The 15,289-nt window shown below is 41.6% G+C and carries 10 protein-coding genes; 2 read left to right on the forward strand and 8 right to left on the reverse strand.

The annotated features are described in order from the left end of the window. Positions 1-46: 46 nt before the first annotated feature. Together GDK41_RS09355 and GDK41_RS09360 are read right to left on the reverse strand one after the other, a co-directional pair. Positions 47-3,142 (reverse strand): efflux RND transporter permease subunit, encoded by a 3,096-nt coding sequence (locus GDK41_RS09355; RefSeq protein WP_152086160.1) that lies wholly within the window; start codon positions 3,140-3,142, stop codon positions 47-49. 2 nt (positions 3,143-3,144) lie between these two features. Further along, a complete protein-coding gene (locus GDK41_RS09360; protein WP_152086161.1) occupies positions 3,145-4,167 on the reverse strand; it encodes an efflux RND transporter periplasmic adaptor subunit in 1,023 nt (340 codons plus the stop codon). 693 nt (positions 4,168-4,860) lie between these two features. Between GDK41_RS09360 and GDK41_RS09365 the strand changes: the two genes are divergently transcribed. Both GDK41_RS09365 and GDK41_RS09370 read left to right on the forward strand, forming a co-directional pair. Next, on the forward strand, positions 4,861-6,729 hold the full coding sequence (locus tag GDK41_RS09365; RefSeq protein ID WP_152086162.1) for a methyl-accepting chemotaxis protein: 1,869 nt from the start codon (positions 4,861-4,863) through the stop codon (positions 6,727-6,729). A gap of 253 nt (positions 6,730-6,982) precedes the next feature. Next, positions 6,983-11,119, forward strand: a complete 4,137-nt coding sequence (locus GDK41_RS09370; protein WP_152086163.1) for a hybrid sensor histidine kinase/response regulator — start codon at positions 6,983-6,985, stop codon at positions 11,117-11,119. 457 nt (positions 11,120-11,576) lie between these two features. On the opposite strand, the gene GDK41_RS20315 is transcribed toward GDK41_RS09370, so the two are convergent. The 6 genes from GDK41_RS20315 to GDK41_RS09400 all read right to left on the reverse strand — a co-directional run bounded on the left by GDK41_RS20315 (position 11,577) and on the right by GDK41_RS09400 (position 15,288). Then, entirely contained in the window at positions 11,577-11,768 is a 192-nt protein-coding gene (locus GDK41_RS20315) for a hypothetical protein (RefSeq protein ID WP_197739481.1), read from the reverse strand. A gap of 277 nt (positions 11,769-12,045) precedes the next feature. Then, complete coding sequence (locus GDK41_RS09380) at positions 12,046-12,336, reverse strand: hypothetical protein (RefSeq protein ID WP_152086164.1); 291 nt, start codon at positions 12,334-12,336, stop codon at positions 12,046-12,048. 95 nt (positions 12,337-12,431) lie between these two features. Further along, a complete protein-coding gene (locus tag GDK41_RS09385; RefSeq protein ID WP_197739482.1) occupies positions 12,432-13,280 on the reverse strand; it encodes a PhzF family phenazine biosynthesis protein in 849 nt (282 codons plus the stop codon). A 35-nt stretch (positions 13,281-13,315) separates the two neighbouring features. Further along, complete coding sequence (upp, locus tag GDK41_RS09390; RefSeq protein ID WP_152086165.1) at positions 13,316-13,945, reverse strand: uracil phosphoribosyltransferase; 630 nt, start codon at positions 13,943-13,945, stop codon at positions 13,316-13,318. 11 nt (positions 13,946-13,956) lie between these two features. After that, positions 13,957-14,505, reverse strand: coding sequence for an NAD(P)H nitroreductase (locus GDK41_RS09395; RefSeq protein WP_152086166.1), 549 nt, complete (start codon positions 14,503-14,505; stop codon positions 13,957-13,959). An 84-nt stretch (positions 14,506-14,589) separates the two neighbouring features. Next, positions 14,590-15,288: an HvfX family Cu-binding RiPP maturation protein gene (locus GDK41_RS09400; RefSeq protein ID WP_152086167.1), complete on the reverse strand. Its 699-nt coding sequence runs from the start codon at positions 15,286-15,288 to the stop codon at positions 14,590-14,592. Position 15,289: the final 1 nt, after the last annotated feature.

Raw genomic sequence — 15,289 nt, forward strand, 5'->3', positions numbered from 1 at the left:
AATAACACCTAATCAATTTAAGGGGTAGAACCTACAACTAGATGCACTAATTTTTCTGTGCATGCGCTAATTCAGTTGCCAAGCGCTTGCTTTCGTCGACTCTAGGTTTCGTAAAGCGTGCTAAGCCCAAGTAAATTACCGGTGTAAGGAACAAGGTGTAGAATACAGAGATCCCTAACCCGCCAAACACTACCCAGCCAATCGCACTGCGTGCTTCAGCCCCTGCACCGACCGACAAAATTAACGGTAACGCCCCTAGCAAAGTAGAAAATAGGGTCATCGCAATTGGTCTTAGCCTTATCAATGCTGCATCTAAGATTGCCTCCTTCACTTCGTATCCTTGATCTCGACGTTGATCCGCAAACTCCACTAGCAAAATAGCATTTTTGGCGAGTAAACCGATTAACATTACCAAACCAATCTGAGAGTAAATATTTAAGGTAGTGCCGGTAAGCTTGAGTGCAACAAATGCTGATGCCATACCAAATGGCACAGTGATCATTACTACAAACGCACTGTTCACACTTTCAAATTGTGCAGCCAATACCAACAACACAATTAAAAATGCTAGAACATAGGTTAACATGACTTCATGTGCCGTTTCCTGATAGGTCAGTGCTTCTCCTTTAAATGCCAAATCAATACCATTAGGCAGAGTTTCATGCGCAAAAGATCTGATAATTTCGACCGCCTCACTCATCATCATACCCTTTGGTAGCTGCAAATCGAGTTCAATCGCTCTTCGTTGCGCATATCGCTCTAACTCAGCAGCAACGCCTTCTTCTGCTAAGCGAGAAACACTCGATAATGGGACAAGTTGACCGTTTTGACTTTTCACATACAAGTTTGCTAGATCTGCAGGTGTTTGAATATCATAGTTTTGTGCTTGCAATATGATTGGGATTGACTGATCGCCCACATTTAAATCTGCAACATCGTCACCATTGATAGCAGCTCGCAGTGTTATCGCGATATCGCTAAGCTGTACACCTAAATCTTGCGCCCTTTGTCGGTCTATATTGACTCGTAACTGCGGTTGAGAAGGTTGATAAGAAATATCCGCTTTACCAAACTCAGGGTAGCTCTGTTCAAGTTGGTTACTAAATTGTTGCGCCGCATTGAAAATATTTAAGTAGTTGTCTCCTAATAGCGCCAGCTCTATCCCCCCACCCTGTCCTCTTAGGTTTAGACTATTTGCACCAAAAGGTCTTGCTGGCGCACCAGGAATTTGACCCAATGGTCCTCTAATTTGATCCATTATCTGATGTTGGGAAAGCTCACGTTCAGACCAGTCAGCAAGCGGCACGGTAATAAACACAATGTTTGGGTCCCATTGCCCAACCACTGTATACACCGATGAAATCTGAGCTGAGTCGACAAGAGGGGCCAACACACTCTCCATTGCGCGTGCTTGTCTGTCCATAAAATTTAAGCCCACCCCATCTGGACCGCGAGCAAATATACGAATGTTACCTCTGTCTTCTTGCGGTAGCAGCTCGCTTTTTAGTTGCGTGTACATAAAGGCGGATGAACTCGCTGCTAAAATACATATTAGCAGTGTTAACCAAGCATGTCTTAACACCCAATCAATCATCAACGCATATATATTTGCACAGCGTCTACCGATAAAGCTTAATCGGTGGTTAGAGGTAGATTTTTTTGGCAATCGAGAAGTTAATGCAGGAACCAATGACAGCGCTACAAAAGAAGAAATGATCACCGCCCCCGCCAAAACACCTCCAAACTCTTTAAAGAGCCGACCAGCCGTGGAAGGTAAAAACGCTATTGGCACAAATACAGCCACTAATACCGCGGTGGTTGCTACAACAGCAAAAAATACCTCTCTCGTTCCTAAAACCGAGGCGGCACGACTCCCTAACCCCTGCGCTTTGCGCCTTTGAATGTTTTCACTGACCACAATCGCATCATCGACTATCAAACCCGTTGCTAATACCAATGCAAGTAAGGTCAATATATTAATTGAAAAGCCTAACAGCCAAATAATGGCAACCGATCCCATTAATGACATCGGGATAGCTATCGCAGGTACAATGGTGGCTCGCCAAGACCCAATAAAGACCCATAGCGTAATAACAACAAGCACAACCGTAATTAATAGAGACAGAAGCACTTCATCGACTGAGCCACGGATAAATTGCGCATCATCTTGCATAACATGAAGGGTTAACTCTGGAAAGCGTAACTTTTGCCTTTCTACCAGCTTGAGTACTTCATCTGAGATCTCAATGGTATTAGAGCGCGCTTGTCGAATAATTTCTAGGCTAAGCACTGGTTCACCATCCAAACGCACCATATTTCTTGCATCTGCTGGACCAAAATAGACCGCGGCAACATCACCGACTCGGATATTGTCTTTAACAATAATATCGCTTACTTGTTTTGCGGTTATAGATGTGGCATCAGCTCTGACAATCAGTTGTTGGTCAAAAGATTTTAAGCTTCCAGCTGGCACATCGAACGGGGCTTGCGCTAACACTTGAGCGACTTCTGCAACGGAAAGCCCGAAACTTGTCAATTTTAACGGGTCGAGTGCAACTCGTAAAACGCGTTCCCGATCTCCGTTAAGCCTCACATCTGCCACACCAGGGATCGTTAAAAATTGCGGTGCTAAATCTCTTTCAACTCGCGCAGTTAATGACTCCATGTCCAGTGACTGACTGCTTATTGCCAAACTAACTACAGCTTGAGCATCACTATCTGCCTTTATAATTGAGACACGTTCAACTTCTTTGGGTAATTCACGCTGAACTCTGCTGATAGATTCTCGCGTTTCATTTGCCGCATCCTCTATATCGGTGCCTGGTCTAAATTCAACTACAATGCGGCTATTACTTTCTTCGCTTTGTGCTCGTATTGATTTCACCCCAGATACTCGCGCAACAGCACCTTCTAATTTACTCGTAACCTCTGTATCAACCGTCTCTGGTGAACCACCTGGAAGTTGGGCGCTAACCGTTAAGCGAGGTCTATCTACATCAGGTAACTCTCTCACTTCAACACCACCTAGGGCGGCGATACCAGCGATAATGATCAATAGGTTTAAAACAACAATAAGAACGGGTCGGCGAATTGCTAATGATGGTAAGTCTGATACTGAGCTGTGTAATCGCTTTTCTGACATCGTTATTGCGCCTTTGCAAGTTGTTCCGTTATTTTCTGCCCTTCGCGTAATCGCTGTACCCCTTCTACTACAAGAGTTTCGTGTGCACGAATATCTCCTTGAACTAACACTTGTCCCTCTTGTCGTTGCACTACTTGCACCTTAGTTTTTTTTGCAACGCCCAACTCTGACAACCACACATAAGGGCCAGTAGGGCCCCACATCAAAGCGGCTTCAGGAATACTTGCGTAACGTTTTCCTAATTGCGTAAGCGCGACTTTAAAGCTCATTCCAGGCAAAAACTGATCATTTTCATTCGATAGTAATGCCCTAACGCGAATGCTCCTTGTTCTATCATCAATACGAGAATCTATTTGCGCAACCGCCACCTTTACGGACTCTTGTTCATCATGCCAAGGGGTGACACGTACCTCGCTATTGCTTTTTAGCATAGAGATAGCATGTTCAGGAGCTTTGAAATCAATATATAGCGCCGCTCTATCATCAAGTGAAACTAGCTTGGTTTGATTTGTTACCCAGTCTCCTTCCTCAATATCGCTGATCCCCACAATGCCAGAAAAGGGTGCGACTACACGGTGGTCTTGCACATCGTTTTTGGCTTGTGCCAAAGCCACTTGAGCCAGCTCTACTTGCATTTTCGCATCATCTAGCACACTTTGTGTGGTGGCCCCTTTTTTAATACTATCTTGTAATCGGGCAAGCGTACGTTTCGCGTTGCTCAAATGAATCTTTGCCTGTTGCGCTTTGGCCTGCTCATTTCTATCGTCAAGTTGAAAAAGCACGTCGCCTTTTTTGACCTTATCACCACTTTTAAATCCAACATAAGTGACTCTATCAGCTACCGCAGGATACAAAATAATTGAACGCCTAGCTTCTGACGTACCGACCACGTCAATACGCTCTTTTGTAGCAACAAACTGAACGGGCTGAGTGATCACTATCGTCGCACCTCGTTGCTCCTGACTGAACAATTTAACCGACCAAACGGCTAATAAAAAAAATAATATCAATGTATGTAGCTGCATACGTTTCCCAAAAAATATGACTGACTAAATTATACGTTTAGTAAAGCTCATTTAGATCTATTTAAGCGCCTTTTATAACGTAGCGATAGAACTGATAACAATCGGTTTTACATTACTTTACGCTTAAAAACGCAGTCTGTTGTTCATCAGTATTTAGGCATGGAGTAAAAAAATCGCTTGCGAATAACAATAGAGCTTTAAGTAACATATGAATAATAAAAGTGCTTCAAAAGTGACGGGGCTGCACTGTTTATGGCTGTGCTGTTGCAAACTTGAGATGAATGCACTCGCTATCACCGCGAGCATTAAGCGAAAAAAATTAAGCAACAAAGAGTACAACTGAAATAAAACACTAGATTAGTTAGCTTGCTTATTCTTTTTATTGTCACTTAAACAACAATTAAAAGTACGAAGGGCGTATAAACGAGACTTTCACAATAAATAGCAGTGGCGGTGTGCCAGCATTGCCATTTTAGTTACACATTAAGTAAGAGTCTATCTGGATAAGCTTTAAAAGAAACATGCAAAAGTATAATAAATTTGACACGTAACAAACATATTACACAAATGTATAAAGTAAATTAATCTAGCAGTTTAAAGTTTTGCGATATCTGGTACATTAGAACAAAATGAACATTGCAAGTTTTTGTTAATGTTTTACATTTATATAATGTCGAGTGTTGGAGATGTGCCGTGAAGTTCAAACACAAAATTGTTATTGTATCCTCTTTAGTCTTGTTTCTTGCGCTCAGCGTTTTGTCTATTAAACAATACTTTTCCATCAAACAAAACTTAGAATTACAAGTTAGTCAGAGCGTTAACGAAATAATTCAAGGGATCAGCAACACGGTGACTGCACAAATGCAAGGCAGTATTGATTTAGCCACATTGGCCACGTCATTAGTATCCGAAACTGACTCTTTGCAAAGTGCCTACCCTATATTATCCCAACCAAAACTTACAGAGCAGTTCTTGTTGATTGGATATGGTGAAGAAAGTACAGGTAAATATGTTGCCAGTGACCCTTCGTGGAATCCCGGCCCCACTTGGGATCCACGCAAGCGCCCTTGGTATACTGATGCCAAAAATGCAGGGAAGTTAATTGTTACCGCTCCCTACGCCGACTCTGTAAGCAAAGAAATTGTTGTTTCAGTCGGTACCCCTGTCACCAAGCAGGGTCGCTTTCATGGGGCATTATTTTATGATGTGAGTTTGGCTAAGCTGGGTGATATGATCAATTCGTTCAATTTGTTTGATGCTGGCTTTGCTTTCATGGTAAGCACAGATGGCACCATTATCTCTCACCCAGATGTAAGTTTAAACGGCGACAAGGCAAGTAAATTTTTGGGCGATGCCTCATTCAGTCAAGACCTTCAGTATATCGAATTAAATAACACTGAATATCTTATCGATTTTCAAAAGGTTGATGGTTTTGATTGGCTAGTGGGTGTGGCACTTAAAAAAGATAAAGTGTTTGCAGCTGTGACAGAAGTGACGCAGGACTCTATTTTGTTCACAACGATATTTGTGATCATGAGTATCGTTGTACTTTCTTTTGTAATCAATCTATTGCTCAAGCCACTGTCGGACATTAACAACGCTATGGCTAATATTGCAAAAGGCAATGCCGATTTAACGGTTAGGCTAAATACAAACAGTGATCCAGAGTTTGCTTCTTTAGCTGAAAACTTTAATTTGTTTACTGCGCGTCTGCAGCAACTTATTGCTGACATTCAAGTGCTCGGTCACGAAATACTCGAAGATGCAAAACAGACTTCTTCTGGTGCCAATCAGTCAAGCAACGCCATTTCACGGCAATTAGAGTCACTCACGTCTCTTACTGCAGCAACAGAGCACATGTCAGAAACAGAACAACGAGTCGCCAACTCTGCACAAGAAGCAGCTGAAGCGATTCAAAATACCGATACCGCGGCTGTTGAAGGGCAAAAAATTGTTGCGCAAACAACGGATACTATTGCCCATTTGTCAGAGCAAATATCAACCGCAGTGGATGTTGTTAACGACTTAGAAGTCTCAACCAGTGGCATTGAACAAATACTGTCTGTTATCAATGGTATTGCAGAGCAAACCAATTTACTTGCGCTTAACGCCGCAATAGAAGCCGCACGTGCAGGTGAGTCTGGCCGAGGGTTTGCTGTTGTTGCTGATGAGGTACGGACGCTTGCCCAACGCACTCAAGAGGCAACAACCGAAATTAAAACTATGATTGATCAATTACAAGCTGGTGCAATAAATGCTGTACAAGTCATGAAGCAAAGCCAAAGTGTTGTTGAAAAAACGGTGGGCAAAGCCGACGAAACAAGTGATTCTCTGCAAGCAATACGCACAGCTATTGAACATATTGTGCAACTCAACTTACAAATTGCAGATATGCTCAACGAACAAAGGCAAGTTGTTAGTGAAGTAAATACCAACGCAATGGAGATCAGAAACATCTCCGATATGGTCTTCAATGAAGCGAAGACTGTAGACTACACAATGAAAAGCCAAGTAGAGAAAATTGCTGAGCAAGAGAGCATGCTGGAGCAATTTAAAGTTTAACAATAAACGTGGTCAGGTTTGAGCCTCACATAATAGTCGGGCCTGACCATTAAGAGTAAAAAACACAGAACGGCCGATAATTAATTAAAATGGCTTGAGAACGATGCGCATAGTGACACTGAGTAGACACACTTTTGTTTAGATAAGCATTCTAAATGTTACTAATGTCTTCAGCCATAAATGCTTTGTATAAGAGTTAAAAGTTATAAAATATGCAGTAAGTCTTTGACAACAATTTTTTGCGAAAGAGCTTATGAATAAATACTTGATTATTACAATGCTATTATTCACCACCATTTACCCGAAATGCTCTTTTGGACAGCGCCCCATTTTAGCTAATGATTATTCAATAAAACAACTGACCGCAGAAGATGGTTTTGTCTCATCAGAAATATACTCCATCGTTCAAGATAAACAAGGGTTACTATGGTTCGGTACTGCAGAGAATGGAGTCATGCGGTATGACGGGCGCAAAGTAACCTTGTTTGAATTTGACAGCATGAGTGATAATGCTCTGTCTCATAATGACGCTGGCAACCTTATGCTTGATCATCATGGTCACGTGTGGATTGGAACTTGGGGCGGTGGCGCAAACCGCTATAACCCTAAGACAGGAAAGTTTGAGAGCTTTCTTCATGACCCTAAGCACCCTGACTCAATTTCCGCAAACAGAATACAATCGTTGCATCATGATCAAGAAGGCATCATTTGGCTCGGCTCTTACGACCAAGGTTTAAACCGCTACCTAGGTGATGGCCGATTTGCTCATATCAAACAAAAAGATCATGACAATACTGGGCTAACCCACAACCGAGTCTGGGATATAGAAGACTATGACAAGCACGCTATTTGGGTTGCAACTAGTTATGGCTTAAACCTCTACAACAAGAAGACCAATACTTTCGAATACTATTTTCCAGACCACACTAATAATACCCCTACAGGTGCCAATGAGATTAGACATATTTTGAAAAGCAGTAATGGTAAACTGTATATTGGTACACAAAAAGGCCCTTTTCTTTTTAATTTTCAAACCAAAGAGTTTACACCGATTGGCCTACACAATGGAGAACACTTAGGTCAAGTTAACTCGATGATAGAAGATAGTGATGGCTTTATCTGGTACGTGACCAGTAACGGTGTATATAGACAATCTCTAGACCATTCAGAAATTAGACAATTAAATCTTGAACATAACAATGGCTTGCGAATTATCTTTGAAGACAACGCTAAGACACTTTGGATCACCAACGAAGTTCACGGTATCTATAAACTTGTACGACATAGAAAATTTAAATCACTCCAGCAAGCTGAACTAAGTGCACCAAATGGGATCTTGCCCGATAAAAGCGGCAATATTTTAATTGCTAACTCTAAGTCTGAGATTTTTAAGTGGCACATTTCAGAACAAACATTAACTCAACTATCTAATGCAATTTTTAATGAAGCAAACGGCTTTGACAACAATCGTCTATTAGAGCGGCCCGTCTTATTTTTGGCTAATGACAATAGTTTATGGGTTGCCCAAGATGAAGGGCTAGCCAAATTTAACCTTACCAGCAATATCGCAACGTTAATTAAATACCCGACAGATGATCCAAGTCATAAAGAGTTTCGAGAGATAAGAGCATTAAACCAAGATAAAGATGGCCGAATTTGGATTGGCACATACAAAAACGGCGTCTATGTATATGAACCTCGTCAACATAAATTCACTCACTTAAGCACCAAACATGGTTTATCCCACCCTGAGGTACTCGACATTTATAAAGATCAAGACAATAACATGTGGGTCGGCACCGGGGATGGAGTTAATATTTGGCAACAAGACAAGCAGCAATTTTTATCTTTGAGAAACAACCCATACGAATCTGGTAGCCTTTTAGGCAGCATAGTTCAGGATATTCATCAATCACAAGATGGTAAAATATGGATAGCTACACAAAAAGGACTTAATTTATATCAGCGTAAATCGCAAAGTTTTTTGCACTTTAACGAGCAGCAAGGACTACCAACAAATCTAATTCGCGCAATTTCGGATGATAGTGAAGGCTACCTTTGGCTTACCACAAATAAAGGCATTTCTAGATTTTCTCCGTTTGGTAAAACCGTAAAAAATTTCGATAGTCAAGACGGCTTATTGGGCATAAATTACTATCCTAGCAGCTTGGTTAAGGGGACCAACAAAACACTGTTTACGAGCAGCCCAAGGGGTGTCGAGTATTTTAGTACCGACTCACTATACAGCAACTCAATTAGCCCTAACCTCCTCCTCACAGGGTTTAATATAATGGGGCAACCTGTCACTCTCGACGTTCCCCACTCCTATGTCACAGACCTTGAACTATCTTACCTAGACTATGTGTTCTCTCTTGAATTTTCTGTCCTTGATTTTGTCTCTCCTCAAAAAAATCAATATGCATACAAACTTGAAGGTTACGACAAAAACTGGATCGAAATTGGCAACCGTAATGTTGCAACGTTTACTAATTTGGACGGCGGGTCTTACCGATTCTTAGTAAAAGCAACAAATAGCAACGGTGAATGGGGCGATAAACTACTAACGGTAAATCTGCATGTAGCTCCCCCTTTTTGGCAAACTTGGTGGGCATACATCTTTTATATGTTGCTCATAAGCGCTATCGTGGTAATGGTTATTTACCTAAGAACTCGATTGCAACGATTGGAGATCACTCGACAGAAACAATTTGTAGCACAGCTCGAAGAGCAAGTTTCAGAAAAAACAGCCTCATTAGCAGAACAAGCAGAAGACTTAGCAGTGGCACTAGTAAAAGCTGAAGAGGCAACGCAGCTCAAGTCAGACTTTTTAGCCAATATGAGCCACGAAATTAGAACACCAATGAATGGCGTAATCGGTATGCTTGAGCTTCTAAAATCTGGCCAACTTAGTGCCGAACAAAAGCATGCGATTGAAATAGCCGCTACCAGTGCAACTTCACTGCTTACTCTGATCAACGATATTTTAGATTTTTCTAAAATAGAAGCCGATAAACTAGAATTAGAACACATTGAGTTCGACTTTATCGAGCTAATAGAAATATTAACTGAATCAATGGCATTAACAGCACAAAGCAAAGGTATAGAAATTGTGCTGAACCTGACTAACGTACACACACCGCTTCTGTGTTCAGACCCTAATCGGATCAGACAAATACTCAGTAACATTTTAAGTAACGCTATCAAATTTACTGAACAAGGCAATGTTACTATCGTTGCTAAACTCGAACCAGCTGCCAATGAGAGCCGTTATGTTCTAAGTTGCGAAATTTCTGATACAGGTATTGGCATCCCAAGCGCCAAGCTTGCCTCACTTTTTGATTCATTTAGCCAGGTTGACGCATCTACTACGCGCAAGTATGGCGGTACTGGATTGGGTCTGAGCATAACCAAACGCTTGTGCCAAATGCTCAATGGCGATGTCTACGTGGTGAGCGAGGAAGGGGTTGGTAGTACCTTTACCGTAACTTGTGAAGTTTCTTTAGTCGGCCCTCAGAGGTTATATCAGCTGAGTGAACTTAAATTACATGTACTTATTGCTGACAGTAACAATACATCACGTTGTGCACTTAAGGCACAGTTGGAATGTTGGGGAATTGTTGTCACGCAAGCCTGCGACTCTAGCACTTTGTTTGAGCTAATTGAACAACACAAAAATAATCACTCGCCTTTTGATTTAGTACTGTGTGATATCAACTTACTGAATCCTAAAAACAGCTCTTTTCCTGAGGGCATGCAAAGTAACACGCACTTTTTAAACACCCAATGTATCACCATGACTCAATTTGCCCACTACTATCAGCACGCACATGAGCAAAAAACTAGTAATGATGAGTTTATTTGCAAGCCAATTACGCAAACGTCGCTTTTGAATGTATTGTCAATAATTGACACCGACGCCAAACTGCTTATCCAGCAACAACGAAATTCAAAGCATTCATTGCTAAACCAACCTTCTGAAATATCTCGTCCTAAGTGGGCGGACAATATTCGCGTATTGCTCGTTGAAGATAACAAGGTAAATCAGCTGGTTGCTTTGAAAGTGCTACAAAACATCGGTCTTGAGGTTGCAGTCGCAGAAAATGGCATGCAGGCGCTCGAGCTAATCAAGGCATCTGTGGAAACGACGCCATTTGGCGCTATCCTGATGGACTGCCAGATGCCACTTATGGATGGCTATCAAGCAACGAAGAATATCCGCAACGGCAGCTGCGGTGCTGTGATGACATCAATTCCTATTATTGCAATGACAGCAAATGCTATGCAAGGAGATAAACAAAAGTGTCTTGACGCAGGAATGGATGACTACATCACTAAACCAATCGTTGCACAGACTGTTGTTGAAAAATTAGCCCTGTGGCTAACAAAATGACCGAACTAAAAAACTCGCCAACTATTGTATAAACCTTGTAGTTAGTAATTATTATGGTAAATACAAATCTGTACAGTCTCCTAATAATGTTTTCCCGCAATACCTTGAAGCACATCGCGTGATAGACCCTTTCAACAACTTCTCTTTCCTGCTCCAATAAGTGACTAAACTCAAGGTTTGGCAACGCCTGTTGCAAAGTGTTTTTAGTTTGCATGGTATCAATACAGTCCCGCCGCCGTAACTAAGTTGTTTAGGGATACAAGATTCCGTTAAAAACACACCACCACTTAACAACCCTCTCTGTGCATGTTGGGACACCAATTTTTGTATTGATGATGATAAAGGGCTAAATATTGCAATGATGCCATGCCATTGATTTTCAAAGAACTCGAACTCGGCCAAATCAGAGTGCACTCAATTGACACACCATGAAGTCTTGCAAGTTTGTGTGCCTTTTCTAAACCGACTGCTGAGCTATCAACCCTTGTAACTTTATAGCCAACCGAGCAAGACATACAGCATTACGGCCCTCTCCCTTCGCTAGGCTGAGTATTCTTCCTTCAGGTAGTGACTGGACCTTATCTTTTAAAAAGTCATTGGGGCGTGTTCCAAAAACATACGGCTTTGAGTTGTACCTTTCATCCCACATAAATAACTCCTCTTGGCTGCTACTTCATAACTGTGCGACCACGCTACAACTTTAAGATAACTTTAAGTAAAGGACATGTGTTACGGATATTGGATAGGTGGCAAAACGCTCAAAATTTACCGGCATCTACACTGCGATACTAAGAAGAAAGCGGATTGATAAAGTCTATTGGCCTAAGTGGTATAAAAAGAGTCTTTGCCCCTCAGCTGACCATTTTGAGCGTCCTAAATTCCTAAATATACAAATTTAGAGCTTGCCGCTTTGCCACTTAGCGAATTTATTTCAAACGTGTCAGAATGAAATCAACACTCACAACACAGCATGCAAGCAGCAAAGATAGTCCGCTGAGCACCATAATGGGTTCATTAAATAGCCCCTGATACATCACAAAACCCAATACAGCGCATCCAAGCTGAGACACGACAATATGGAATAAAGAAATCTCTGGATATTTCAGGGCACTAACCGACATAACCAACAAAGAAAACAAACCCACTATAGCGAAAACAAGACTTAAAACAGCTGCAATACTTAAGTCTAAATCGCGAAGAAAAACCCATATGCTCACTAAGCTTATGCCAAACCAAACAAAGGCTGCGGGCCAGGTTAAGAGACGTAATACATACTTAATCAAAGTCACTTTCATACTTATGAAGTTAGCTGTCATTCAGGAGTAAAAGAACCCACTTTGGTCACATATCCGCTGACAATCACATCTGCTATATGATCTTCATTGCAAACAAGCTCAACGTCTATTTCACTTGGTCTATCAACAAAGCGGCCTTGCTTAATCGTTACCTTTTTACTGGTTGTTAAACCGTGTTCAAATAAATACACCGCAACAGGCCCTGCTGCACTGCCCGTAGCAATGTCCTCAACAGAGCCTCGGTTATCCCACGTTCGACCTTCAAAATTATTAATATCAATTAGATATAAAAATTTCGCATGGTACTTCTCGAGCATAGTTTCAAGCTCTGTTGTTTTAAATACCACTTTACTCAAACCATGTTCAATGGGCACAACCAAATAAGGCAGTCCTGTGCTTATCACTTGCGCAGGATAATCATGGGGTTGTAGCTGGCCAATACCGAGTGCTTCATAAAACGGCTCCGCCTGTGCTGAGCTTAGGGTCGTAATAAGTTTAGGCACGCCTTGGTGCATTGACGCTTTGAAGTACTTGCCTTCCCAAACACTCGAAAGCTCTACCACCGTGTGATTTAGTGCAATAGACCAATGGCATTGCCCATCTTTTTTACCAATACTTTCATGCAGATGATAAGCAAGCCCCAGTAGAGGGTGCCCTGCAAAATCAAGCTCTTCTTCCATGGTAAAAATATGGGCTCGATATGGTTTACTTTGCATATCCACAAATATAGATTCAAATTGACGCATCTCTCGCGTCCAGGCTTGCATCTGCTTAGTGCTAAGAGCTTCATAATCATAAAAAATGGTTAAACCATTGCCTTGCAATTTATGCTTACTAAACACATCAACTAACTTACATTGCATCATTTAGTATCTCTATCCATAGCCGTGCCATACGTAAATTAAACTGTACCAAAAATTTTATCTCCAGCGTCACCCAAGCCTGGCACAATATAACCATGCTCATTTAAATGACTATCCAGCGCCGCCGTATAAATCTCAATATCTGGATGTGCATCTAAAGTTGCTTTAACCCCTTCTGGTGCTGCCACCAAAACGATTGCTTTAATATGTGTACAGCCAGCACTTTTTAGCATGTCAATGGTCGCGATCATAGAGCCGCCTGTTGCCAGCATTGGGTCAATCACCAAACTTAATCGCTGCTCTATTTTACCTACTAGTTTTTCAAAATATGGTACTGGCTCAAGCGTTTCTTCGTTTCTTTGTAATCCCACAACACTCACTTTTGCGGAAGGGATCAGCTCCATCACCCCATCCATCATGCCCAAACCTGCACGTAAGATAGGCACTACCGTGATTTTTTTACCCTGCAGTTTGTTTACCTCTAACTCGTCACCTTGCCAGCCCTTTATATTATTGGCTTGCAATGGTAAATCTTTGGTGGCTTCATAGGTAAGTAAGGTGCCAATTTCGCTGACTAGCTCTCGAAAACTCTTAGTGCTAATCCCGTACTCTCGTAGTAGCGCTAATTTATGTTGCACCAACGGATGTTCAATAACATGAAGTGACATAGCGGTTACCCTTATAGTTCTGTAAAAAATGTCTCAGGCTTGTGTCTAACAGGTTTTGTGCAGTCAACCGTTGGTGTGCCCAAGTATAGATATCCTACAATTTCGTCCTGCTCATTTAACCCTAGCAGAGTTTTTACTGTTGAGCTTTGTGCAAAATAGCCCGTTCTCCAAACGCCTGATAAACGCTGAGCAAACGCCGCCTGTTGCATTGCAAACACGCTACATGCAGCACTTTCAATTTGTTCAATACGCGGAACTTTTGGATGTTCTTGATAAGGAGAAACGGCAATAATAATCATCGGTGCGCGCTGAGGTAACGCCTTAGCGCGGCTGATTGTTCGCTCGTCTTGCTTTTCTGCTACCGCAGCTTGATAGTAAATTTCGCCCAGTTTATCGCGCGCATCATCTTTTACAATAATAAACCGCCAAGGTTTTAAACCGCCATGGTCCGGCACCTTAAGCGCAGCTTTTTTTATTACTTCAAGTTGCTCAGCAGAAGGACCCGGATAAGACAAATTACTGTCTGACTGGCGGGTTGTAAGTAATTCGATGGCATCCATTTTTTATTACCTTAAAATCTATTTTTTATTGCCAAGAGAATACCATCGTAAACATTTATCATCTATCTATGACGCACTTTTTCTTTAATTTTCAAACTTCTTGTTATCAATATACGTCTTTATCCAATAATCAATACTGACAAAGCGTCCACCACTGGTGAAGAGCAAGCTTAACAACATAACAAAATAAATAGCAGCAAACTCGATGCCATTGTTGAGAATTACAACGCTACCTTTTTCATACAAATATTCTGGGTAGCCATGCGTCTCAACCAGTGACTTAATTTTATCTAAGCGTTCCGCTACTTGGTCACTGTTTTGTAAACTATCTTGAGCACTGGGCACACCCAACCAGTCAAACACCTTAGCCGCACTTGTTTGTGGATTACTCGGTGCGACTGAAAACCAGCCGTTGTGCCAATGAACCGTGGTCGCTGCAACAAACATAGTGAACAACAAAGGAATACTAACCAAGCGAGTAAACAAACCAACTAGCAGTAGCCAGCCGCCTAAAAACTCACTCCAACCAGCTAAAAATGCCAGCAGATCAGGAAAAGGAAGCCCTAAACCCCACTGATCGTTTCCAAACCATGCGACAACATTTTGGTCTGCCAATAAATTACTAGGAAAGCCAATATCATCATTGGCAATATTGAGCTTGTTGTAACCTGCTATGATCATTACAGGAGCAACGATTAACCTCATACATAATGCAGGTAACCCATCGAGCAGGCGTATTTTTGAAAAGAGTGAGTGGTATAATTTATAAAAGGTATGAAACATC

Source organism: Pseudoalteromonas sp. A25, from assembly GCF_009176705.1.
Taxonomy (GTDB): domain Bacteria; phylum Pseudomonadota; class Gammaproteobacteria; order Enterobacterales; family Alteromonadaceae; genus Pseudoalteromonas.

Bases quoted from the DNA above. Each gene is read 5' to 3' on its own strand.
- GDK41_RS09385 (WP_197739482.1), bottom strand. From the start codon at position 13,280: ATGATGCAATGTAAGTTAGTTGATGTGTTTAGTAAGCATAAATTGCAA.
- GDK41_RS09400 (WP_152086167.1), bottom strand. From the start codon at position 15,288: ATGTTTCATACCTTTTATAAATTATACCACTCACTCTTTTCAAAAATA.
- GDK41_RS09370 (WP_152086163.1), top strand. From the start codon at position 6,983: ATGAATAAATACTTGATTATTACAATGCTATTATTCACCACCATTTAC.
- GDK41_RS09360 (WP_152086161.1), bottom strand. From the start codon at position 4,167: ATGCAGCTACATACATTGATATTATTTTTTTTATTAGCCGTTTGGTCG.
- upp (WP_152086165.1), bottom strand. From the start codon at position 13,945: ATGTCACTTCATGTTATTGAACATCCGTTGGTGCAACATAAATTAGCG.
- GDK41_RS09395 (WP_152086166.1), bottom strand. From the start codon at position 14,505: ATGGATGCCATCGAATTACTTACAACCCGCCAGTCAGACAGTAATTTG.
- GDK41_RS20315 (WP_197739481.1), bottom strand. From the start codon at position 11,768: ATGTGGGATGAAAGGTACAACTCAAAGCCGTATGTTTTTGGAACACGC.
- GDK41_RS09355 (WP_152086160.1), bottom strand. From the start codon at position 3,142: ATGTCAGAAAAGCGATTACACAGCTCAGTATCAGACTTACCATCATTA.